The sequence below is a fragment of the Novosphingobium sp. EMRT-2 genome (genome assembly GCF_005145025.1).
In the GTDB taxonomy this organism is placed as follows: Bacteria; Pseudomonadota; Alphaproteobacteria; order Sphingomonadales; family Sphingomonadaceae; genus Novosphingobium.
In genome coordinates this window covers 1855861-1877544 of the sequence record NZ_CP039695.1, presented here as the reverse complement: position 1 = coordinate 1877544, position 21684 = coordinate 1855861, and the positions used below count along the sequence as shown (strand labels likewise).

At 66.9% G+C, this 21684-nt stretch carries 19 protein-coding genes and 1 other RNA gene; 15 read left to right on the top strand and 5 right to left on the bottom strand.

Annotation, left to right across the window (positions count from 1 at the left end):
- The first annotated feature begins 3 nt into the window (after positions 1-3).
- From FA702_RS09265 to FA702_RS09235, 7 genes are all read left to right on the top strand, one after another.
- Positions 4-1569 (top strand): class I adenylate-forming enzyme family protein, encoded by a 1566-nt coding sequence (locus FA702_RS09265; RefSeq protein WP_136955914.1) that lies wholly within the window; start codon positions 4-6, stop codon positions 1567-1569.
- A gap of 66 nt (positions 1570-1635) precedes the next feature.
- Positions 1636-3756 carry a PQQ-dependent dehydrogenase, methanol/ethanol family gene (locus tag FA702_RS09260; RefSeq protein WP_136957327.1) on the top strand — a complete coding sequence of 707 codons (2121 nt, stop codon included), beginning with the start codon at positions 1636-1638 and terminating at the stop codon, positions 3754-3756.
- 347 nt (positions 3757-4103) lie between these two features.
- Entirely contained in the window at positions 4104-4976 is an 873-nt protein-coding gene (locus FA702_RS09255) for an amidohydrolase family protein (protein WP_136955913.1), read from the top strand.
- Between the two features lie 11 nt (positions 4977-4987).
- The gene (locus FA702_RS09250; protein WP_136955912.1) at positions 4988-5452 is read left to right on the top strand and encodes a beta-lactamase hydrolase domain-containing protein; all 465 of its coding nucleotides are present in this window, start codon (positions 4988-4990) and stop codon (positions 5450-5452) included.
- A complete protein-coding gene (locus tag FA702_RS09245) occupies positions 5449-6210 on the top strand; it encodes an SDR family NAD(P)-dependent oxidoreductase (RefSeq protein WP_136955911.1) in 762 nt (253 codons plus the stop codon). Before FA702_RS09250 ends, FA702_RS09245 begins: the two co-directional genes overlap by 4 nt.
- 22 nt (positions 6211-6232) lie before the next feature.
- Entirely contained in the window at positions 6233-7009 is a 777-nt protein-coding gene (locus FA702_RS09240) for a glutathione S-transferase family protein (RefSeq protein WP_136955910.1), read from the top strand.
- A gap of 30 nt (positions 7010-7039) precedes the next feature.
- Positions 7040-7777: an alpha/beta fold hydrolase gene (locus tag FA702_RS09235; protein WP_136955909.1), complete on the top strand. Its 738-nt coding sequence runs from the start codon at positions 7040-7042 to the stop codon at positions 7775-7777.
- A 29-nt stretch (positions 7778-7806) separates the two neighbouring features.
- Here the strand turns inward: FA702_RS09235 and FA702_RS09230 are convergent, their stop codons facing one another.
- Together FA702_RS09230 and purU are read right to left on the bottom strand one after the other, a co-directional pair.
- Entirely contained in the window at positions 7807-8208 is a 402-nt protein-coding gene (locus tag FA702_RS09230; RefSeq protein WP_136955908.1) for a VOC family protein, read from the bottom strand.
- A gap of 73 nt (positions 8209-8281) precedes the next feature.
- Entirely contained in the window at positions 8282-9136 is an 855-nt protein-coding gene (gene purU / locus FA702_RS09225; RefSeq protein ID WP_124810203.1) for a formyltetrahydrofolate deformylase, read from the bottom strand.
- Positions 9137-9259: 123 nt separating this feature from the next.
- Between purU and FA702_RS09220 the strand changes: the two genes are divergently transcribed.
- Both FA702_RS09220 and FA702_RS09215 read left to right on the top strand, forming a co-directional pair.
- On the top strand, positions 9260-10660 hold the full coding sequence (locus FA702_RS09220) for an aminomethyltransferase family protein (protein WP_136955907.1): 1401 nt from the start codon (positions 9260-9262) through the stop codon (positions 10658-10660).
- A 78-nt stretch (positions 10661-10738) separates the two neighbouring features.
- Entirely contained in the window at positions 10739-11614 is an 876-nt protein-coding gene (locus FA702_RS09215) for a methylenetetrahydrofolate reductase (protein WP_124810201.1), read from the top strand.
- A 188-nt stretch (positions 11615-11802) separates the two neighbouring features.
- On the opposite strand, the gene FA702_RS09210 is transcribed toward FA702_RS09215, so the two are convergent.
- Positions 11803-12723, bottom strand: a complete 921-nt coding sequence (locus FA702_RS09210; RefSeq protein WP_136955906.1) for an SDR family NAD(P)-dependent oxidoreductase — start codon at positions 12721-12723, stop codon at positions 11803-11805.
- Positions 12724-12834: 111 nt separating this feature from the next.
- On the bottom strand, positions 12835-13749 hold the full coding sequence (locus FA702_RS09205; protein ID WP_136955905.1) for an SDR family NAD(P)-dependent oxidoreductase: 915 nt from the start codon (positions 13747-13749) through the stop codon (positions 12835-12837).
- Positions 13750-13941: 192 nt separating this feature from the next.
- Between FA702_RS09205 and FA702_RS09200 the strand changes: the two genes are divergently transcribed.
- The 6 genes from FA702_RS09200 (at position 13942) to FA702_RS09175 (ending at position 21111) form a co-directional block, all read left to right on the top strand.
- On the top strand, positions 13942-15366 hold the full coding sequence (locus tag FA702_RS09200; RefSeq protein ID WP_136955904.1) for an MFS transporter: 1425 nt from the start codon (positions 13942-13944) through the stop codon (positions 15364-15366).
- A 59-nt stretch (positions 15367-15425) separates the two neighbouring features.
- On the top strand, positions 15426-16166 hold the full coding sequence (locus tag FA702_RS09195) for a nuclear transport factor 2 family protein (RefSeq protein ID WP_136955903.1): 741 nt from the start codon (positions 15426-15428) through the stop codon (positions 16164-16166).
- A gap of 4 nt (positions 16167-16170) precedes the next feature.
- On the top strand, positions 16171-17601 hold the full coding sequence (locus FA702_RS09190) for an NAD-dependent succinate-semialdehyde dehydrogenase (RefSeq protein ID WP_136955902.1): 1431 nt from the start codon (positions 16171-16173) through the stop codon (positions 17599-17601).
- Between the two features lie 93 nt (positions 17602-17694).
- The gene (locus FA702_RS09185) at positions 17695-18393 is read left to right on the top strand and encodes a DUF2490 domain-containing protein (RefSeq protein WP_136955901.1); all 699 of its coding nucleotides are present in this window, start codon (positions 17695-17697) and stop codon (positions 18391-18393) included.
- 34 nt (positions 18394-18427) lie between these two features.
- Positions 18428-19489, top strand: coding sequence for an amidohydrolase family protein (locus tag FA702_RS09180; RefSeq protein WP_136955900.1), 1062 nt, complete (start codon positions 18428-18430; stop codon positions 19487-19489).
- A gap of 38 nt (positions 19490-19527) precedes the next feature.
- Positions 19528-21111, top strand: coding sequence for an MFS transporter (locus FA702_RS09175; protein WP_255504507.1), 1584 nt, complete (start codon positions 19528-19530; stop codon positions 21109-21111).
- A gap of 142 nt (positions 21112-21253) precedes the next feature.
- Here the strand turns inward: FA702_RS09175 and ssrA are convergent.
- Positions 21254-21650: a transfer-messenger RNA gene (gene ssrA / locus FA702_RS09170) on the bottom strand.
- Positions 21651-21684: the final 34 nt, after the last annotated feature.

Sequence of the window (21684 nt, the reverse complement as noted above, 5' to 3'; positions counted from 1 at the left end):
ACGATGCGTGCAATCGACTATTTCGACCGGGGCCATGATCGCGATCCGCAGCGGCTGGCGGTGGTGGACACCGAAACCGGCCTGAAGCTGACCTTCGCCGAGACCAAGGAACTGTCCGAACGGATCGCGGCGGCGCTGCAGCGCGGCGGGTTCGAGAACCAGGATCTGCTGGGCCTGTACGGTCCGAACGACGGGATGCTGCTGGTGGTGCTGCTGGCGATGTGGCGCGCCAACGGCAAGTGGATCCCGGTCAACACGCGCAACGCCATCGATGCCAACGCCGGCTACATCAACTACGTGCGCTGCAAGTGGCTGGTCTATCATTCGTCGAAGGCGGACGAGGTCCAGCAGCTCAAGGACCGCTGCCCGGTGATGCAGCACTTCGTCTGCCTCGACAAGCGGATGGGCGACGATCCCAGCCTCGAGGAGTTCATGGCGGGCGTGACCGCCGCCGATTTCGTCGAGCCGGAAGTCGATGCCTTCGGCAACCTGTCCGATCTGGTCGGCATCTTTCCCACGGGCGGCACCACCGGCCCGTCGAAGGGCGCCAATGTCACCAACCTGGGCTGGGGCACGATGATCGAGACGGCCGCCGACGGCATGGGCGGGCGCACCGACAGCCCGGTGGCGCTGGTTTCCGCGCCGATCACGCACGCGGCGGGGCCAATCGCGCTGTCCACGCTGAGCCTGGGCGCGACGCAGGTGATCCTGCCCGGCTTCGACGCCGAGCGCGTGCTGCGGACGATCGCGGACTACAAGGTTACCCACATGTACCTGCCGCCGACGGCGCTGTACCAGCTGATGGCATCGCCCGAGATCGGCGATCACGACTATTCCAGCCTGCGCATCTTCATCCTGGTCGGTTCGCCGTGCAGCCCGGAAAAGCTGCGGCAGGCGGTCGACATCTTCGGGCCGTGCATGTGCCAGTCCTATGGCCAGGTCGAATGCCCGATGATCGTGGCGTGGTTCCCGCCCGAGGACGTGGCGCGGTTCGCGAAGGAAGCGCCCGAAAAGCTGGCCGCCTGCGGCCGGCCCACGCGCTCCATCCGGGTCGCGCTGCTCGACGACGACGGCCGCGAGGTGCCGCGCGGCGAGGCGGGCGAGATCTGCGCGCGCGGCGCGCTGGTCAGCCATTCCTATTTCGAAAAGCCCGAGGAAACCGCCGAAGTCCGCAAGTTCGGCTGGCATCACACCGGCGACGTCGGCAAGTTCGACGAGGACGGCTACCTCTACATCGTCGACCGCAAGAAGGACATGGTCGTCTCCGGCGGGTTCAACGTGTTCACCGCCGAGGTCGAGGCGGCGGTCACCGAACTCGCGCAAGTGCGCGAGGCCTGCGTGTTCGGCATCCCGCACGAGAAGTGGGGCGAGCAGGTCCATGCCGTGGTGGTGGCCGAGGGGATCACCGGGGAGGAGATCATCGCCTATGCCAAGGATCGCCTGGGCGGGGTGAAGGCGCCCAAGTCGGTCGAGTTCGTGCCCGAAATCCCGCGCACCGCCGCCGGCAAGATGGACAAGAAGGCGCTGCGCGTGAAGTATTGGGGTGACGCCCAGCGGATGGTTAACTAACCCATTAAACGGGGCGCGAATCCGAGCCGGAAGCCGGCCGACGGGAGAGGATGAGAGATGCGAATGATGCGTGGAATCCGATGGGCGCTGGCATCGGGCGCGGTGCTGCTGGCAACGCTGACCGCCAGCGACATGGTGACGGCGGCGAACGGTGGCGCCCGCAGCGTGGTGGACGCCGCGCGCATCCAGGCCGCCAGCGCGGTGGACTGGCTCTCCTATGGCCGCACCTATGACGAGCAGCGCTTCAGCCCGCTCGACCGCATCAACCAGGGCAACATCGGCTCGCTGGGGCTGGCCTGGTCCGCCGACATGGACACCGCGCGCGGGCAGGAAGCGACGCCGCTGGTGATCGACGGCAAGATCTACATCACCACCGCGTGGTCGAAGGCCAAGGCCTATGACGCGGTATCGGGCAAGCTGCTGTGGGAGTTCGATCCCAAGGTGCCCGGTGAAACCGCGGTGAAGGCGTGCTGCGACGTGGTCAACCGCGGCATGGCGGCGTGGGGCGACAAGCTCTATCTCGGCACGCTGGACGGCCGGCTGATCGCGCTGGACCGCGCGACGGGCAAGCAGGTGTGGTCCACCGTGACGGTCGACCAGACCAAGGCCTATACCATCACCGGCGCGCCGCGCGTGATCAACGGGCTGGTGCTGATCGGCAACGGCGGCGCCGAAATGGGCGTGCGCGGCTATATCACCGCCTACGACGCGCAGACCGGCAAGCAGGTCTGGCGGTTCTACACCGTGCCAGACCAGCCGGGGAAGAACACCGAGGAATACCTGAAGAAGGCCGAATCCACCTGGCACGGCGAATGGTGGAAGCTGGGCGGGGGCGGCACCGTCTGGGATTCGATGGCCTATGACCCGGCCACCGACCTGCTCTACATCGGCGTGGGCAACGGCAGCCCGTGGAACCAGTCGTACCGGTCGCCGGGCGGCGGCGACAACCTCTACCTGTCCTCGGTCGTCGCGATCCGCGCGAAGACCGGCCAGTACGTCTGGCACTTCCAGGAAACGCCGGGCGAAACCTGGGACTTCACCGCTTCGCAGCACATCATGCTGGCCGACCTCGAAATCAACGGGAAGGTCCGCAAGGTACTGATGCACGCGCCGAAGAACGGCTTCTTCTATATGATCGACCGCGAAACGGGCCAGTTCATCTCGGGCAACAACTATGCGCCGGTGAACTGGGCGACCGGGCTGGACCCGGTGAGCGGCCGGCCGATCGAGAACCCGGATTCGCGCTATGACAAGACGGGCAAGCCCTTCATCAGCACGCCGGGCGCGGCGGGCGCGCATTCGTGGCACCCGATGGCCTATGACCCGGCGCAGAAGCTGGTGTTCATCCCCGCGCAGTTCGCCGCGTTCCCCTATTTCCCCGACAAGAACTGGAAGCCTTCGCCGGTTGGCTTCAACGTGGGCATCGACCAGGCGGCCAGCGCGATGCCGGCCGACGCCAAGGTCCGCGCCGAGGCGCGCGCCGCCACCACTGGGGCGATCATCGCCTGGGACCCGGTAGCGCAGAAGGAACGCTGGCGCGTCAGCTTCCCCGGCCCGTGGAACGGGGGCCTGCTGGCCACCGGGGGCGGCCTGCTGTTCCAGGGCAACGCCAAGGGCACGTTCGCGGCCTATTCGATCCGGGACGGCAAGGAACTGTGGTCGTTCCCCGCGCAGACCGGCGCGGTCGCGGCCCCCGTCACGTTCATGGCGGGCGGCGAGCAGTACGTCGCGGTGCTGGCCGGCTGGGGCGGCGTGTGGCCGCTGGCGACCGGCATCCTCGCCGAAAAATCCGGCCCGGTGCGCAACGTCAGCCGCCTGCTGGTGTTCAAGATCGGCGGCAAGGCCAGCCTGCCGCCGGCTCCGGCGCTGAACGAACTGCCGCTTGATCCGCCCGCCCTGACCGGCACGCCCGCGCAAGTGGCGGAAGGCGCGCAGCACTTCGGCCGCTATTGCAACGTCTGCCACGGCGATGCCGCGATCGGCGGGGGCGTGGTGCCCGACTTGCGCCGCAGCGGCTTTCTGGCCGATCCGAAATCGTGGCAGATGATCGTGCACGACGGCGCGCTGAAGGACAACGGCATGATCGCCTGGTCGCCGGTGCTGACGCCGGCGCAGATCGAGACGATCCGGCTCTACGTGATCAAGCGCGCGAACGAGGACAAGGCGCTGGCCGCGCAAGGCGGCTGACGCTGGACTATCCGGTGCGGGGCGGACGAGGCATGCGGCCGATCGTTCGCTTCCCTGCATAATGGTGGTTTGCGCTGGCAAAATTCGTATGCCTCGCTTACCAGCTGGATTTTCACGGATCAGAATTTTTCATGGAGAAGAAATTCGCGAGGAATGACGTGATCGCCAGAACATCGGTGCCTATCGCGAGACCAAGACGGTGACTCACCGGTTGTAGGTGTCACCGTCATCCCGGCGAAAGCCGGGATCTCGTGAGGCTGGGCCGATCCACCCGGCGCTTGCCCTGCAACGGCCTGAGATCCCGGCTTTCGCCGGGATGACGGGCATCTTTTTGGAAAGTCTGGAAAATGCCCATCGACCTAACCAAGATCAAGGCGATCGACGTCCACGTCCATGCCGAGGTTTCGTGCCACGATCCCGAAGACCCGATCATGGGCAAGTTCTTCGATGCCGCCTCGGCCTATTTCAAGGCGCCGCGCGAACGGCCCAAGATGCCCGAGATCGTCGAGATCTACCGCGAACAGCAGATCGCCTTCTGCCTGTTCACGGTCGATTGCGAGAGCGGCATCGGTGCGAAGCGCCTGTCGAACTACGAGATCGCCGAATTCGCCGCGAAGCATGACGACATCTGCATCCCCTTCGCCTCGATCGATCCGCACAAGGGCAAGCTGGGCGCGCGCGAGGCGCGGGACCTGATCGAGAACCACGGCGTGCGGGGCTTCAAGTTCCACCACATCATGCAGAACATCCACCCGGCCGAGCAGGTCGGCTATGCGATCTACGAGGTCATCAACGAATACAAGCTGCCCGCGATCTTCCACACCGGCCATTCCGGCATGGGCACGGGGATGCGCGGCGGCGGCGGGGTGCGGCTGAAGTACGGCCAGCCGATGCTGGTCGACGACGTGGCGGTCGATTTCCCCGACATGAAGATCATCCTGGCCCATCCGAGCTGGCCGTGGGTGGACGAAAGCCTGTCGATGGCACTGCACAAGGACAACGTGTTCATCGACCTGTCGGGCTGGTCGCCCAAGTATTTCGCGCCGCAGATCATCCAGTACGCCAACACGCAGCTGCGCAAGAAGATGCTGTTCGGCAGCGATTTTCCGCTGATTCATCCGCAGAAGTGGATCGAGGCGGCCCTCAAGGTCGGCTTCAAGGAAGACGTGCTGCCCGGCATCATGAAGGACAACGCCACCCGCGTGCTCGGGCTGGCCTGACGGAGGGGGCCATGGCTGGCGATCCCGAAGACATCCGCGCCTGGCAGCGGCTCGACGCGGAGATCACCACCTCCGGCCGGATCGAGGACAAGGACGTGGCGCGGCTGGCGGCGCTGGGCGTGCGCCACGTCGTCAACCTCGCGCTGGAAACCCATCCCGAGGCGCTGGCGGACGAAGGCGCCAAGCTGACCGGGCAGGGCATCGCCTATACCCACATCCCGGTGCCGTTCGACGCGCCGGGCGAGGATCACTTCGCCGCCTTTCGCAAGGCGGTGGAGGAAGGCCCGCGCCCGGTCCACGTCCACTGCATCATGAACTGGCGCGTTTCGGCGTTCCTCTACCGGCTGAATCGCGACCATCGCGGCATGCCCGAGCCGGAAGCGCGCGCGATCATGGAACGCCAGTGGTCGCCCGACGGCAGCGACCGGCCCGAGGCGGAAGTCTGGGCCGCGTTTATCGCGGAATCCGCGCGATGACCGATCTTGCGGGTCGGCATGTCGTGATCACCGGGGCATCGACCGGGATCGGCCGCGCCAGCGCCACGCGCTGCGCGCAGGCCGGCGCGGCGGTGACGCTGATCGCGCGCCGCGCCGACCTGCTGGAGCAGGCGGTGGCCGCCCTGCGCGCCGAAACGGGCGCCCGCGCGGCCTTCGCCGCCGCCGACGTGGCCGACAAGGCTGCGCTCAAGGGCGCGCTCGACGCCGCCGTCGCGGCGAACGGGTCGATCGACGGGCTGTTCCTCAACGCCGGGATCGGCGGCACCTTCGCGCCGGTGGAGGACTATCCCGACGATGCCTTCGACGCGGTGATGGCGGTGAACCTCAAGGGCGTGCTCTGGGCGATCCAGCATGTGCTGCCGGCGATGAAGCAGCGCGGCGCGGGCGCGATCCTGGTGACGGGCAGCCTGGCCAGCGAGCGCGGCTTTCCGATGAACGTGGGCTATGTCGCCAGCAAGCACGCGGTGCTGGGCCTGTCGCGTGCCGTCGCCATCGAGGCGGCCGCGTTCGGCGTGCGCTGCAACTGCATCATCCCCGGCCTGATCGATACGCCGATGCTGGAAGGGCTTCCGCCCGAAGCCGCCGCGCAGATGGCGCGCGCGGTGCCGCAGGGACGCACCGGCACGGCGGCGGAACTGGCCGAGGTCGCCGCGTTCCTGCTGTCGGACGCGGCGAGCCACGTCACCGGGCAGGCCTGGGCGGTGGATGGCGGGATGCTGGGAACGATGCGCGTCTGAACGCGCCCACGGGAGAAAGTCGATGGCCCTGAAATACTACCACGCCGAGCCGGTGGCGAACTCGCTCAAGTCGATGATTCCGCTGAAGGAAAAGGGCCTCGCCTACGAAAGCGTCTATGTCGATCTGCACAAGTTCGAACAGCATCAGCCGTGGTTCGTGGCGATCAATCCCGAAGGGCAGGTGCCGGTACTCGATCACGATGGCACGGTGATCACCCACACCACCGTCATCAACGAATACCTGGAGGACGCCTTCCCCGATGCGCAGCCCGATTCCGGCCCGTTGCGCCCGCGCGATCCGCTGGGCGCGGCGCGGATGCGCTACTGGAACAAGTTCATCGACGAGCACGTGATGAACTTCGTCTCGATGCACGGCTGGCACCGCATGATCGGCGTGATTGCGCGCAATATCGAGAACGGGGAGTTCGAGAAGCTGCTGGAGAACATTCCGCTGCCCGACCAGCGCAAGAAATGGGCCACGGCGCGATCGGGCTTTTCCGAGGCCGATCTGGCCAACGCCACGGCCAAGATCGAATACGCGGTCGACAAGGTCGAAAAGCAGCTGGGCGAAACGCCGTGGCTGGCGGGCGATGCCTACACCCTGGCCGACATCAATTTCTTCGCCCATTGCGGCATGATGGTGGAGCGCATGTTCCCCGAACTGGAGATCGCCAAGCGCGCGCCGCGCCTGGTCGACTGGCGCGAGCGGATGACCGCGCGCCCCGGCGTGGCCGAAGCGCTGCGCGGCGAGGACCGCACCGCGCCGGGGCTGCGCACCTGGACCGGGCATGTCCGCTAAGGCGCGGCGAAAGGGAGAAATGGGAACGACATGGCCGGTTTTGTCCTGATTCATGGGTCCTGGCACGGCGGCTGGTGCTTCGATCCGGTCGCCGAGATCCTGCGCGCGCGGGGCCATGCGGTGCTGGCGCCGACGCTGCCCGGCATGGGCGGCACGGCGGAGGAACTGGCGGCGGTGACGCTCGCAGGCTGGGCGGATTTCGCGCTGGAGCACTGCCGCCGGCTGCGCGCCGAAACCGGCGGGCCGGTGGTGCTGGCCGGGCACAGCCGGGGCGGGCTGGTGGTCAGCACGGCGGCGGAGCGCGATCCGCAGGCGATGGACGCGCTGGTCTATATCTGCGCGATGATGCTGCCTGACGGCCTCTCGCGCGCCGAGTTCAAGAAGCTGGAAGGCCCCAACCCCGCGTTCGACGCGATCATCAGCCCGGTCCACGGCGGCGTGGGCACGGTGGTCGATCCGGCGGCGGCGGGCGCGGTCTTCGCGCAGGTTTCCCCGCCCGATCTGGTGGCGGCGGTGCTGCCGCGCCTGATCGCCGAGCCGCACGGGCCGCGTTCGGAAAAGCTGGCGTTAACGCCGGAACGGTGGGGCAGCCTGCCGCGCACCTATGTGGAATGCACGCAGGACCGCACGATCCCGATCGACAGCCAGCGCAAGATGCAGCAGTTTTCGCCGGGCGCGCGGGTGGTGACGCTGGATGCGGACCATAGCCCCTATCTGTCGCGCCCGGTCGAGCTGGCCGATGCGCTGGAAGCCAGCCTTCCGGCTTGAGACGAGCGGCTCCGCGCGGCAGGCGGGGTTCAATCGCCGAAGAAATTGAGTTCCAGCAACACGTTGTTGGGATCGGCGGTGAAGATCTGGCGCAGGCCGATCGCGGCGACGGTATTGACCTGATAGGCCATGCCGCGCGCCTCGATCCGGCCGAGCATCTCGTCATAGCCGGTGCAGTTGAGCGCGACGTGGTGGATCGCGCCGGTCAGTTCGCCGGGGCGCACGGTGCGGTCGAACGTGCGGGGGCAGTCTTCCGAATTGATGTGGATGATCGCCCGGCCGGCGTGATCGTACATCCACTGCGCGTTCCGCGGCGTCAGCGGGGCGGGCGCGTCGCGCCGTTCCAGGCCCAGCAGGGAACGGTAGAATTCGGCGGTTTCGTCGAGCCGGTCGGTGATGATGTTGACGTGATCGAGCGCGTTGACGCGCATGGCCTTCTCCTCTCGCAAACAGGACCGGAGGCGGCCCCGGGCGGCGGGCTGGTGCCGCCGCCCGGCAACCGTATCAGCCCTTGAACACCACGGTCTTGTTGCCGTTCAGCAGTGCGCGGTCCTCCAGGTGCAGGCGCACCGCTTCGGCCAGCACGCGGCGTTCGATGTCGCGGCCCTTGCGCACGAGATCCTCGGGCGTGTCGGCATGGCTGACCGTTTCCACGTCCTGGTGGATGATCGGGCCTTCGTCGAGATCCGCCGTTACGTAATGCCCGGTGGCGCCGATCATCTTCACGCCGCGCGCGTGCGCCTGGTGATAGGGCTTGGCGCCCTTGAAGCTGGGCAGGAACGAATGGTGGATGTTGATGCAGCGGCCCGATAGGAACCGCGCCAGATCGTCCGAGAGGATCTGCATGTAGCGCGCCAGCACCACGAATTCGGCACCCGTTTCGTTGACGATGCGCTTCACTTCGGCTTCCTGCTGCGGCTTGGTATCGCGCGTGATCGGCAGGTGGTGATAGGGCACGTCGCCGATCAGCGAGATGTTCAGCGCTTCCTTGGGGTGGTTGCCGATGATCGCCACCACGTCCATCGGCAGCTCGCCCAGCCGCGTGCGGTAGAGCAGATCGCCCAGGCAGTGATCGAACTTCGACACCATCAGGATGGTGCGGCGCTTGGCCGCGGTATCGCGCATGGTCCAGTCCATGGCGAACTGCTGCGCCACGGGCGCGAAGGCGGAACGGAGCGCGTCGGCGCCCGCTTCGCCGGGATCGAACACCACGCGCATGAAGAAGCGGCCCGATTCGGTATCGTCGAACTGCTGCGCTTCGAGAATGTTGGCGCCCGATTCGAACAGGTTGCCGGTGACGCGGGCGACTATGCCCGGCTTGTCCTCGCACGAAAGCGTCAAAATCAGCGGTGCACTCATCAAAAGTCTCTCCCGTCTGCGTGGGCCTCATAGGGCGCACGATTTCCGATTGCGAATCTCGTTTGATATTGTATGTGTTGCATACAAATTTTCAACCAGCCATTTTTTGTCGGGAGAGAAGGCATGGCAGCCAAGAATCTGGAAGAAGTCCTCAACGCGGGCGGCAACATCGTCGAAATGCTGCGCAATTCGCAGCTCGGCGCCTACGTTTATCCGGTGGTCGCACCGGAGTTTTCGAACTGGCGTTCGGAACAGTGGGCCTGGCAGCACAGCGCGGTGCTGTTCGACCAGTCGCACCACATGGTGAACCTCTATATCCGTGGCAAGGACGCGCTGAAGCTGCTGTCCGACACCATGATCAACAGCCCCAAGGGCTGGACGGTCAACAAGGCCAAGCAGTACGTGCCGACCACGCCCTATGGCCATGTCATCGGCGACGGCATCATCTTCTGGGAAGAAGAGGAATCGTTCACCTATGTCGGCCGCGCACCGGCTTCGAACTGGCTGCGCTATCACGCGGCGACCGGCGGCTATGACTGCGAAATCGAGCTGGACGACCGTTCGCCGATGCGCCCGATGGGCAAGCCCGTCACCCGCAAGGAATGGCGCTTCCAGATCCAGGGTCCGAACGCCTGGGCGGTGATCGAAAAGCTGCACGGCGGCCCGCTGGAACAGCTCAAGTTCTTCAACATGAGCACGATGAACATCGCCGGCAAGACCGTGCGCACGCTGCGCCACGGCATGTCGGGCGCGCCGGGCCTGGAAATCTGGGGTCCCTATGCCGAGCAGGAAGAAATCCGCGCCGCGATCCTCGAAGCCGGCAAGGAATTCGGCCTGATCGCCTGCGGCAGCCGCGCCTACCCGTCGAACACGCTCGAATCCGGCTGGATCCCCTCGCCGCTGCCCGCCATCTACACCGGCGAAAAGCTCAAGGGTTTCCGCGAATGGCTGGGCGCCGACAGCTACGAAGCGACCGGTTCGATCGGCGGTTCGTTCGTGTCGGACAACATCGAGGACTACTACCTCAACCCGTGGGAACTGGGGTACGGCAACTTCGTCAAGTTCGACCATGAGTTCCACGGCCGCGAGGCGCTGGAAGCGCTGAACCCGGCGGACCAGCGCAAGAAGGTGACGCTGGCCTGGAACCCCGAGGACATGACCAAGATCGTGGCCTCGCTGTTCAACCCCGATGGCGAACAGTACAAGTTCTTCGACACCCCGCTCGCCAACTATGCCTCGTCGAACTACGACCGCGTGGTCGATGCGGGCGGCAAGACCGTCGGTTTCTCGATGTTCACGGGCTATTCGTACAACGAGAAGCAGGCGCTTTCGCTCGCCACGATCGATCCGGAAATCCCGGTCGGCACCGAACTGCGCGTGGTGTGGGGCGAAGAGAACGGCGGCACCCGCAAGACCACCGTCGAACCGCACAAGCAGATCGAGGTCCGCGCGATCGTCTCGCCGGTGCCCTACAGCCGTGTGGCGCGCGAAAACTACGCGGAAGGCTGGCGTACCGCCCGCTGATGCAATGAAGACTGGCCCCGCCCGGATCGCCGCAAAGGCGGCCGGGCGGATGGCCTTCCACCAAAAGAGGATCCCGCTATGGCAACACCCCTGATTCATCCCAACTGGGACAAGGCGCCCGACGGGATCACCGACGGCTTCAGCCTGGAGATGACCGCAAAGGACGAGGCCTCGCTGCGCGACGCCGCCCCGCTCATCCCCGCCGATACGCCGATCGCCGTTACCTTCCTGCCGGGCGAGGACGTGGCCGCCCGCGTCGCCGCGACCGTGGCGGTGCGCGAGCTGGGCTTCGAGCCGATGCCGCACTTCTCGGCCCGCCGCATCCTGTCGGAAGACGATTTCGAAGGCTATCTCAAGGCCGTGGTCGAACAGGCCGGGGTGGAGCGCTGCTTCATCGTCGCCGGCGACCCGCCCGAGCCGCAAGGCCCCTATTTCGATACCTCCGCGCTGATCGCGACGGGCGCGTTCGAGCGCGCCGGGATCAAGGCGATCGGCGTTGGCGGGCATCCCGAAGGCCACCCCAACATGACCGTGGCCGAATGCTGGGCCGTGCTGGAAAAGAAGGTGGCGGAAATCGAGCGGCGCGGCATGGCCCCGCTGATCGTCACCCAGTTCGGCTTCGATCCCGATGCGTTCCTCGCCTGGCTGAAGGAGCTGCGCGCGCGCGGCATCGACGCGCCGGTGCGCATCGGCGTGCCGGGGCCTGCGGGGATCAAGCGCCTGCTCGCGTTTGCCGCGCGCTGCGGCGTGGGCGCGTCCACGTCTGTCCTCAAGAAGTACGGCATCTCGGTCACCAACCTGCTCGGCTCGGCCGGGCCGGACAAGCTGGTGAACGCCTTCGCCCAGGGGCTGGGGCCGGAACACGGCCGGGTGCGCCTGCACTTCTATCCGTTCGGCGGTCTGGTGAAGACGCTCGAGTGGATTCACGAGTACAACCGCAAGCACGGCATCTGAGGCGATGACGGACTACGTCCTCGTCCACCGGGCGGGGACGGGGCCCGGCGCGTGTGACCACGCGATAACGCTGTACCGCGGTCATTGCGAGGGGCGGAGCCCCCTGGCAATCCGGAGCCGCGCGCGGGACTCTGGATTGCTTCGCTTGGCGCTCGCAATGACGTTGGCGCGAGAGTTGTTTCCTCCCCTCAGAAATCCGCCGTGCGCGATTTGCGCCGGGCTTCGGCGAAGGCATCGTGGCGGAACTTCTCGAAGGCCACGCGCTGGTCGAAGCCGGGGTCCTTCGGATAGTCCTGATATTCGGCGATGATCTCGTCGAAGATGGTGCGCATCTCGTCCTTGTGATCGGGGTGCGAGAAGATGTGCAGGCGGTTGTGGCGCATCGCGTCGATCACCCGCGCGCCGATCACGTCGGGCTCCATGCCGAATTCGTGGACCCCGGCAAGGCGATCGACCGCCGCCTTGTCCACCGCCTTCATCTGGCCTTTCAGCGCATCGGGGCGGATATCGTCGCTGGCGTAGATGTAGCTCTTCACCAGGCCGGGGCAGAGCACCGACACGCCGATCCCGTATTGCAGCAGCGAATAGTGCAGCGATTCCGACAGGCCGCGCACCGCGAACTTGGTGGTGTTGTAGATGCCCGGCGTGCCCGCCGCGAGGAACGCGGCCATCGAGGCGGTGTTGACGACGTGGCCGCCCTTCTGCTCGCCCGCCTTCACTCTTTCGACCATGCGCGGCACGAAGGTCATCACGCCGTTGATCACGCCGTGCAGGTTCACGCCCAGCAGCCAGTCCCAATCGTCGAACGAGCTTTCCTCGATCGGCTGGAACAGGTTCACGCCGGCGTTGTTGCACAGGATCGAGACCGGCCCCATTTCCGCCTCGACGCGGTCGGCCGCCTCGCGGAAGCCTTCGCGGCTGGCGACGTCGAGCTGCACGCCCATGACCTCGCGGTTGTCCAGCGCGGCGAGGGCCTTGTCGATCGAATCCTGGCGGATGTCGGCAATGGCGACCTTGCAGCCTTCGTTGAGCAGCTGGCGCACGAGGCCGATGCCGACGCCGTTGGCGCCGCCGGTGACGAAGGCGGTGCGGCCTGCGAAATCCTTCATATGTCTCCCCTCCGGTTTGCGGGAGGGGCCGGGGGTGGGCCTCTCCCTGAAATGTGATGTGCGTGGGATTGCCCACCCCAAACCCCTCCCGCCCGCGGGAGGGGTTTATGGTCAGGCGCCGGCGCGCAGCCGGTTCTGCCGTTCGATCTCGGCGGTGATTGCCGGGTTGCGGAACAGCATGGCGAAGGTTTCCTTGTATTCCGGATTTTCCGGCAAGTGGGTCTGCACCGCCGCCGTGGTCGCTTCGCCGCGTTCGCGCACGCCGGCCAGGAACTCGCTGTGGGTGAGGATGTAGAGCTCGTCGTTGAGAATGCCGCGCAGCACGCGTTCGCCCACCTCTTCCTTGGTCTGGTAGAGGTGCATGAAGTTGCCGCCGGCCGCGCGGCGCTTGTCCGCCTCGGCATAGCCGGTGTCGGACAGGTCGGCGGGGCGCGTCTTGCCGGCGTCGGCGATGTTGGACTGGACCGCGCCGGGGCAGAAGGCCGAACAGATCACGCCGCGCGGCTCCAGTTCGGGGCGCATGCATTCCATCATCGCGGTGACGGCGGCCTTGCCCGTCGAATAGATCGTGGTTCCGCCCACCGGCACCAGCGCCGACATCGAGGCGGTGTTGACGATGTGCCCGCCTTCGCCATGCGCCAGGATGCGCGGGAGGATCGTGACCACGCCGTTGATCGTGCCGCCCAGGTTGACGTTCATCACCCAGTCCCAGTCGGCGAAGGTGGCGAGGTCGGTGGGGCCGACCACCGCGACGCCGGCGTTGTTGCACAGGATGTGGACCTTGCCGAACTTCGCTTCGGCGGCGTCGGCCGCGGCGGCGAAGGCCGCGCGATCGGTCACGTCGAGCTTCACCGCCAGCACGCGGTCGCCCCCGTCCAGTTCGGCGACGGCCGAATCGAGGTGATCCTGGCGGATGTCGGCGATGGTCACGTTCATCCCCGCGCCGAGCAGCGCCTTGGCGATGCCGAGGCCGATGCCGCTGGCCCCGCCCGTGATGAAAGCCGTCTTGCCGGGAAGATTCTGCATCCTTGCCTCTCTCCATGCTGCGCCGCCCGCCCGGTTGCCACGGTCCGTTTCAGAGGCGGAGCCGGGTGCCGGGGCCATGCGACCATTCGTTATCGTCTTTTCTATTCACCAGCGCGAGATTGTATGCAAGACTAACAATTGTCCGGTGCGAAAAACAGGTCGGAGAATCGACTGGCCGGGAGAGGAGAGCAGATGGCGGGAGCAGCATCCCCGGCGATGACCGGTGCGCCGGAAGTATCTGAAAGCAAGGCGGAAGGAGGGGGCGCCGAGCGGCGCTGGCCGTCAACCGCATCGGCCTATTTCGCGCTGTTCGCGATCATCGCGGCGACGTTCCTGAACTTTTTCGACCAGACCGTGTTCGGCATGCTGGCGCAGCGGATCAAGATCGATTTCGGGCTGACCGACGAACAGCTGGGCTTTCTGGGCGGCCCCGCCAGTGTGATCTTCTTCGTGTTCGTGGGCATCCCGCTGGCCCGGCTGGCGGACATCTATCCGCGCAAGCTGGTGCTGGCCGGCGGCATGGCGGCGACCGGCGTGATCATGGGGCTGGGCGGCATCGCGCAGGGGTTCGGCCAGTTCATCGGCAGCCGCATGTTCCTGGGCGCGGGCGGTTCGGCGCACGCGCCGGCGGCCTATTCGATGATCGCGGACTATTTCCCGCCGAAGAAGATCACCCGCGCCTTCGCGCTGCTGCAACTGGGCTTCATCGGCGGGACGACCGCGGGCGTGCTGGCCGGCGGCAAGCTGATCGTCGCGCTGGCGGGCTGGAGCGAGGCGCACGTGCTGGGGCTGCGGGTCCATAGCTGGCAGCTGATCCTCGTGGGCCAGGCGGTGCTGGGGCTGCTGGCGGCCGGCCTGCTGCTGCTGGTCAAGGAACCGCCGCGCCTCGTCCGTGCGCCGGCGGAAGGGCGCGTGCCGGTGCCGGAGCGGCAGGGGCTGGGCCGGCGCGTGCTCGCTTTTACCGGGCTGGACGCGGCCAAGGCGATCCATGCGCGCGGGCGGGTCTATTACCCGCTGTTCGGCGGCCTGGCGCTGAGCGCGATCGAAACGTTCGGCCTGATGTTCTGGCGCGTGCCATTCATGATCCGCACCTATGGCTGGGACGAGGGGCGCATCGGCTTGGTCATGGCGCCGATGCTGCTCGTCTCGCAGCTGGCCGGCGTGTTTCTGGGCGGGGTGTTCGTGGAATGGATGGCCAAGCGCCACGTCGATGCCAACGTGCGCTGCGCGGCGATCCTGTTCGCGCTCGTCACGATCTGCTCGATCACCGCGCCGCTGATGCCCACGGGCGAGATGGCGCTGGCGGTGTTTGCGCTGAGCGGGGTGTTCGGCCTGGCCGGCGCGGTGCCGCAGAACGCGGCGATCCAGCGCATCGCCCCCAACGAGATGCGCGGGCAGGTGACCGCGATCTACCTGTTCATGTTCACCTTCTTCGGCGCGCTCGGCAGCTTCGTGGTCGGCGTGGTCGCGCAGCGGATCGTGGGGGTGGAGGCGGACCTGTGGAAGGCGCTGGTCATCACCGCCGGCACGCTGCTGCCGATCGCCACGCTGTGCATGGTGCTGGCCATCCGCCCCTATCGCGCCGAAGTGGCGCGGCTGGAAGCGGAAGGTCGTTGACAGTTCAATGAAGTTGCCGCAGTTTGTTTGCAACACGTACAATCCGGGAGAGTTTCCAGATGTCCGATTCCGATCGTATCGCCACGCTTGAAGCGCAGGTTGCCGAGCTTGGTCGCCGCCTGACCGTGCGTGAGGACGAGCTTGATATCCGCAAGCTCCAGCACCTTTACGGCTATCTCATCGACAAGTGCCTGTACAACGAGACGGCCGACCTGTTCACCGACGATGGCGAAGTGCGCTTCTTCGGCGGCATCTGGAAAGGCAAGGAAGGCGTGCGCCGGCTCTATGTCGAACGGTTCCAGAAGCGCTTCACTTATGGCAACAACGGCCCGATCGACGGATTCCTGCTCGAACACCCGCAGTTGCAGGACATCATCAACGTACAGCCCGACGGCGTGACCGCGCTGGCCCGCGCGCGCTCGATGATGCAGGCGGGGCGGCACAAGGACTTCGAAGGCGACCAGCCCTGGCTCAAGAGCCGCCAATGGTGGGAAGGCGGCATCTACGAGAACACCTACAAGAAGGTGGACGGCACCTGGCGCATCCACATCCTGAACTACATGCCGATCTGGCACGCCGATTTCGAAACCGGCTGGGCCAACACCCGGCCCGAATACGTGCCGTTCCCCAAGGAAACCTATCCCACCGACCCGACCGGGCCGGACGAACTGATCGAGGGCCACTGGCTGTGGCCGACCCACAAGCTGACGCCGTTCCACTTCCCCCACCCGGTGACGGGCGAGGAAATCGTGGCGCAGCGCTGGGAAGGCGATGAAGCCCGCGAAAAGGCGAAAGGCTGATCCCATGACCGCCTATCCTGCCCTCCACATGGTGATCGATGGCGAGCGCGTGGCCGGCGGCGGGCGCCGCACGCACGCGGTCGTCAATCCCGCGACCGGCGAGACCATCGGCGAACTGCCGCTGGCCGAGCCGGCCGATCTCGACCGCGCGCTGGAAACCGCGCGCAAGGGGTTCCGCATCTGGCGCGATTCCACGCCGCAGCAGCGCGCGGCGGTGCTGCAGGGCGCGGCGCGGCTGATGCTGGAGCGGCAGGACGACCTGGCCCGCATCGCCACGCTGGAAGAGGGCAAGACGCTTCCCGAGGCCCGCATCGAAGTGATGATGAACGTGGGCCTGTTCAACTTCTACGCGGGCGAGGTGTTCCGGATTTATGGCCGCACGCTGGTGCGCCCGGCGGGCATGCGCTCCACCGTCACGCACGAGCCGGTCGGCCCGGTCGCCGCCTTCGCGCCGTGGAACTTCCCGCTGGGCAATCCGGGCCGCAAGCTGGGCGCGCCGATCGCCGCGGGCTGCTCGGTGATCCTCAAGGCGGCGGAAGAGACGCCGGCCTCGGCGCTGGGCGTGCTGCAATGCCTGCTCGACGCCGGCTTGCCCAAGGAAGTGGCGCAGGCGGTGTTCGGCGTGCCCGACGAGGTCAGCCGGCACCTGCTGGCCAGCCCGGTGATCCGCAAGCTGAGCTTCACCGGATCGACCGTGATCGGCAAGCACCTGAGCAAGCTGGCCGCCGACAACTGCATCCGCACGACGATGGAGCTGGGCGGCCACGGTCCGGTGCTGGTGTTCGGCGATGCCGACATCGACCGCGCGCTCGATACCATGGTGACGTCGAAATACCGCAACGCCGGGCAGGTCTGCGTCAGCCCCACGCGCTTCATCGTCGAGGAAAACGTGTTCGACCGCTTCCGCGACGGCTTTGTCGAGCGGGTCAAGGCGATCCGCGTCGGCAACGGGCTGGAAGACGGCGTGCAGATGGGGCCGATGGCCAACGCGCGCCGGCCCGAGGCGATGGAGCGCCTGATCGGTGATGCCACGGCGCGCGGCGCGAAGCTGCTCGCCGGGGGCGAGCGCGTGGGCAATGCCGGGTTCTTCTATGCGCCGTCGGTGCTGTCCGAAATCCCGCTGGACGCCGCGGTCCTCAACGAGGAGCCCTTCGGCCCGGTGGCGCTGCTCAACCCGTTCCGGGGCGAGGAGGCCATGATCGAGGAGGCGAACCGCCTGCCCTATGGCCTGGCCGCCTATGCCTGGACGCAGGACGGCAAGCGCCAGCAACGCGTGGCGCGCGAGATCGAAAGCGGCATGGTGGGTATCAACACCACGATGATCGGCGGCGCGGATGCGCCGTTCGGCGGGGTCAAGTGGTCGGGCCACGGCGCGGAGGACGGCCCCGAAGGCGTGATGGCCTGCATGGTCACCAAGGCGGTCCACGAAGGCTGACCGGGCAGCGCAACGTCATGGCCGGGCAATCCTTGGGAAACATGGGCGACCTAGCTGAGCGGACCGTTTTCCGGTTCGCTCAGCGAGAATGCCATGCCGCGATTGCCCTGCCGTGCCCTGCTTCTGCCCTTGCCCGTGCTGATTCTGGCGCTGACCGCCCTGCCGGCCCGTGCCGCGCAGAACGATCACCAGGTCTGGGGCGTGGTGCAGGGCACCGTCGATCTGGGCGGCCGGGCGACCTCGGCGTTCGACGTCCAGTACCGCGTGACCGACGGCGCCTCGCGCCAGGGGCAGGTGCTGATCCGGCCGGCGATCGGCGTCTATCTGGACAAGACCACGGCGGCCTATATCGGCTATGCCTTCGTCACCACCGATCCGCTTGGCGGCACGCCGACCGACGAACATCGCGTGTTCGAGCAACTGACGTTCCGCATCGCCGGAGACGGCAAGGGACCGACGCTGACCGGGCGCACGCGGCTGGAGCAGCGCTTCGTCGAGGGCTGGACCGGCCACACCGGCTGGCGGCTGCGCCAGCAGGTGCGCGGCACGCTGCCGCTGGGCGACCGGGGCGTGGCGCTCATCTCCACGCTCGAACCCTTCGTCAGCTTCAACACCACCGGCTGGGGCCAGCGCGCGGGCTTCGACCAGGTGCGCGCCTTTGCCGGCGTCTCCCTGCCTGTGGCCAGGGGAATCGCTCTCGAACCCGGCTATATGGGGCAGTACATCGCCCGCTATCGCCAGCCGGACCGCATGAACCACGTTATCAGCCTTTCGCTGTCGCTGCGCAGGTGACCGTCGCCGGGCTGCTTCGGAAAAGGAACAGCCCATGACCAGTGACCACCCCCTCCGGACCGGCGGCGACCGCGGCTATCTGCGCATCGCCACCGAGGAAGCCTTCGCCACGCGCGAACAGGTCGACGTCTATTTGCGCATGGTGCGCGATGGCACGGCCGACAAAGGCATGGTCTCGCTGTGGGGCTTCTATGCCCAGTCGCCCTCCGAACGCGCCACGCAGATCATGGACCGTCTGCTTGATCTGGGCGAGCGGCGGCTGGCCGACATGGATTCCCATGGTATCGACAAGGCGGTGCTCGCGCTGACCTCGCCCGGCGTGCAGCCGATGCTCGATCTGGCCGAGGCCAAGGGCATCGCCACGCGCGCCAACGACTATCTGGCCGAACGCTGCGCCGCGCACCCCGACCGCTTCATCGGCCTGACCGCCGTGGCGCCGCAGGACCCGGAATGGTCCGCCGCCGAAATCCGCCGCGGCGCGGGCGAACTGGGCTTCAAGGGCGTGCAGATCAACAGCCACACCCAGGGCGAGTACCTCGACGATCCCAAGTTCGACCCGATCTTCCGCGCGCTCGCCGATACCGGCCAGCCGCTGTACATCCATCCCGCCACGCCGCCGGACTCGATGATCGATCCGCTGCTCGAATCCGGGCTGGACGGGGCGATCTTCGGCTTCGGGGTGGAAACGGGGATGCATCTGCTGCGGCTGATCACCATCGGCATCTTCGACCGCTACCCCGATCTGCAGATCATGGTCGGCCACATGGGCGAGGCGCTGCCCTACTGGCTCTATCGGCTGGACTTCATGCACCAGGCCGGCGTGCGCTCGAAGCGCTACGAGCGGATGAAGCCGCTGAACAAGACCATCGCCGAATACATGCGCTCGAACGTGCTCATCACCAATTCCGGCATGGCGTGGGAGCCGGCGATCCGCTTCGCGCAGCAGGTGGTGGGCGAGGACCGCGTGATGTACGCGATGGATTATCCCTATCAGGTGGAGGCGCGCGAGGTGCGCGCCATGGACACCATGGACATCTCGCCCGAACTCAAGAAGAAGTTCTTCCAGACGAACGCCGAACGCTGGTTCGGTATCTGAACCGGCGCATGGGCGCCGCAGGCGGAAAGGGAGAGCCGGTGAACGCAGTCGCCAAGGGCGGATGGTACGCGCTCGCGCTGGTGGCGCTGACCAACGCGATGAGCCTGCTCGACCGCCAGATCCTGGCGATCCTTGCGCCCGCCATCAAGAAGGACCTGGCGATCGGCGATGCGGAGATGGGGCTGCTCTATGGCACCGTCTTCGCGCTGTTCTACGCGCTGTTCTCGCTGCCGGTGGGGCGGCTGGCGGACGGCTGGGTGCGCACGCGCCTGCTGGGGATCAGCATCGCCTTCTGGTCCGCCGCCACCGCGCTTGGTGGCCTGGCCGGCAGTTTCGCCACGCTGGCGCTGTCGCGGCTGGGCGTGGGCATCGGCGAGGCGGCGACGCAGCCGGCCGGCACCTCGCTGATCTATGACTACTGGCCCAAGCCGCGCCGGGGCTTCGTGATGGCGGTGCTGGCCTCGGCCATCGCGCTGGGGCTGGGCGGATCGCTGGTGCTGGGCGGGGTGGCGGCGCAGGCATGGACCGAGCGCTACGCCGGCACGGTGGCGCCGTTCGGGCTGAAGGGTTGGCAGTTCGCCTTCCTTGTCGCCTCGGCCCCCGGCTTCGTGCTGGCGCTGTTCCTGCTGCGCCTGCGCGAACCGGAACGCGGCGTGATGGACGGATTGCCGACCGCGCCCGATCCGCGCCCTTTCGCGGCCAGCCTGGAACTGCTGGGTTCGGTGCTGCCCGGCCTGCACTGGATCGGCATGATCCGGCGCGGCGGCGATCGGGGCACGGTGCTGCGCAATCTGGCGGGGCTGGCGGCGATCGTGGCGCTGATGGTGGTGCTGACGCGGGTGAGCATGGCGGTTTCGCCACGACCGCCGTTCGTCATCGCCGGGCTGGCGATCAACCCGCACGCGCTGCAATGGACCGTGATCGGCTTCGGCGTGTTCGTGATCGTCAATCTGGTGCAGGGGATGCGGCTGTCCGATCCGCAGGCGCACCGCGTCATCACGCGATCGCCCACGCTGATCATGGCGATCGCGGTCGGCACGCTCCAGTCGGCGATCAACTATGGCATGATGGCGTTCAACCCCACGTTCCTGATCCAGAGCTATGGCCTGTCGATGCGCGAGACGGCGTTGCAGTTCGGCATGGTTTCGGCCGGAATGGGCATCGTTGGCCCGCTGCTGTGGGGGCCGCTGTCGGACCGGCTCCACCGCCGCTATCCGGGCGGCGGGCGCGCAGGCGTGGCGCTGTTCGCCATGGCGGTTTCGCCGCTGCTGTCGTTCTGGGTCTATACCGCGCCGGCGGCCGGCACGTTCTATGGGCGGTTCGTGCTCTACAGCCTGGTGCTGACCGGCTGGATGCCGCCGCTCTACGCCATCCTCTACGATCAGGTGCTGCCGCGGATGCGCGGGCTGACCGCGAGCCTCTACCTGCTGGCGATGACGATCCTGGGGATGGGTATCGGCCCCTATCTGGTCGGGCTGCTGTCCGACGCGACCGGCAACCTGCGCGCCTCGATGCTCAGCATCAACGCGGTGGCCGTGCCGATCGTGGTGCTGATGCTGCTGATCGCCCGCCGCGCCGCGCGCGACGAGGCGGCGCTGCTGGAGCGTGCGGGTTCCGCATAAAGTCGGATGACATGGCCTCTCGTCATGGCGAGGGGCAAAGCCCCGTGGCCATCCAGAGTGGCGCGCGGGGCACTGGATTGCTTCGCTGTGCTCGCAATGACGAAGTGGAGGGCCGGCATCGTGCGCCCGTCGCAGGGCAGACGGTAGGGGGTTTCTGTTGCCCGGCACCCCCCAAGCCGCTGGAATCCGCTTCTGTTGACCGGTGGGTCCAACCGCGTTCTGGCTTTGTAACTTCAGGGCGTTAGCCCCTAGAATTACGCCGCGAGAGCAAGTGCTTCGTTGTCGTTGGCACTTGTTGGTTTTGAGCCTTGAACGGGTTACTCAGCCCGGGCGAAAACAGCGCTTTTCAACACACGTCGATCCTAGTTCGGCCCCGTCATCTGCCCCGCCTGCCGCCAAAGGAGGCCGGACGGGAAAGGTGGTGGAGCCGCCGGGTACCGCCCCCGGGTCCGCTGCGCCTATTGCACGCCGCAGTTTATCACCATAGCCGGCAAGCCGGCACCTCCCCATATAGGGATCGCCCGCCAAATGAAAAGGGGCGCCGAAGCGCCCCTTGCCGTGCCCGGATGCCCG

Bases quoted from the DNA above. Each gene is read 5' to 3' on its own strand.
- FA702_RS09265 (WP_136955914.1), top strand. From the start codon at position 4: ATGCGTGCAATCGACTATTTCGACCGGGGCCATGATCGCGATCCGCAG.
- FA702_RS09260 (WP_136957327.1), top strand. From the start codon at position 1,636: ATGCGTGGAATCCGATGGGCGCTGGCATCGGGCGCGGTGCTGCTGGCA.
- FA702_RS09255 (WP_136955913.1), top strand. From the start codon at position 4,104: ATGCCCATCGACCTAACCAAGATCAAGGCGATCGACGTCCACGTCCAT.
- FA702_RS09250 (WP_136955912.1), top strand. From the start codon at position 4,988: ATGGCTGGCGATCCCGAAGACATCCGCGCCTGGCAGCGGCTCGACGCG.
- FA702_RS09245 (WP_136955911.1), top strand. From the start codon at position 5,449: ATGACCGATCTTGCGGGTCGGCATGTCGTGATCACCGGGGCATCGACC.
- FA702_RS09240 (WP_136955910.1), top strand. From the start codon at position 6,233: ATGGCCCTGAAATACTACCACGCCGAGCCGGTGGCGAACTCGCTCAAG.
- FA702_RS09235 (WP_136955909.1), top strand. From the start codon at position 7,040: ATGGCCGGTTTTGTCCTGATTCATGGGTCCTGGCACGGCGGCTGGTGC.
- FA702_RS09230 (WP_136955908.1), bottom strand. From the start codon at position 8,208: ATGCGCGTCAACGCGCTCGATCACGTCAACATCATCACCGACCGGCTC.
- purU (WP_124810203.1), bottom strand. From the start codon at position 9,136: ATGAGTGCACCGCTGATTTTGACGCTTTCGTGCGAGGACAAGCCGGGC.
- FA702_RS09220 (WP_136955907.1), top strand. From the start codon at position 9,260: ATGGCAGCCAAGAATCTGGAAGAAGTCCTCAACGCGGGCGGCAACATC.
- FA702_RS09215 (WP_124810201.1), top strand. From the start codon at position 10,739: ATGGCAACACCCCTGATTCATCCCAACTGGGACAAGGCGCCCGACGGG.
- FA702_RS09210 (WP_136955906.1), bottom strand. From the start codon at position 12,723: ATGAAGGATTTCGCAGGCCGCACCGCCTTCGTCACCGGCGGCGCCAAC.
- FA702_RS09205 (WP_136955905.1), bottom strand. From the start codon at position 13,749: ATGCAGAATCTTCCCGGCAAGACGGCTTTCATCACGGGCGGGGCCAGC.
- FA702_RS09200 (WP_136955904.1), top strand. From the start codon at position 13,942: ATGGCGGGAGCAGCATCCCCGGCGATGACCGGTGCGCCGGAAGTATCT.
- FA702_RS09195 (WP_136955903.1), top strand. From the start codon at position 15,426: ATGTCCGATTCCGATCGTATCGCCACGCTTGAAGCGCAGGTTGCCGAG.
- FA702_RS09190 (WP_136955902.1), top strand. From the start codon at position 16,171: ATGACCGCCTATCCTGCCCTCCACATGGTGATCGATGGCGAGCGCGTG.
- FA702_RS09185 (WP_136955901.1), top strand. From the start codon at position 17,695: ATGCCGCGATTGCCCTGCCGTGCCCTGCTTCTGCCCTTGCCCGTGCTG.
- FA702_RS09180 (WP_136955900.1), top strand. From the start codon at position 18,428: ATGACCAGTGACCACCCCCTCCGGACCGGCGGCGACCGCGGCTATCTG.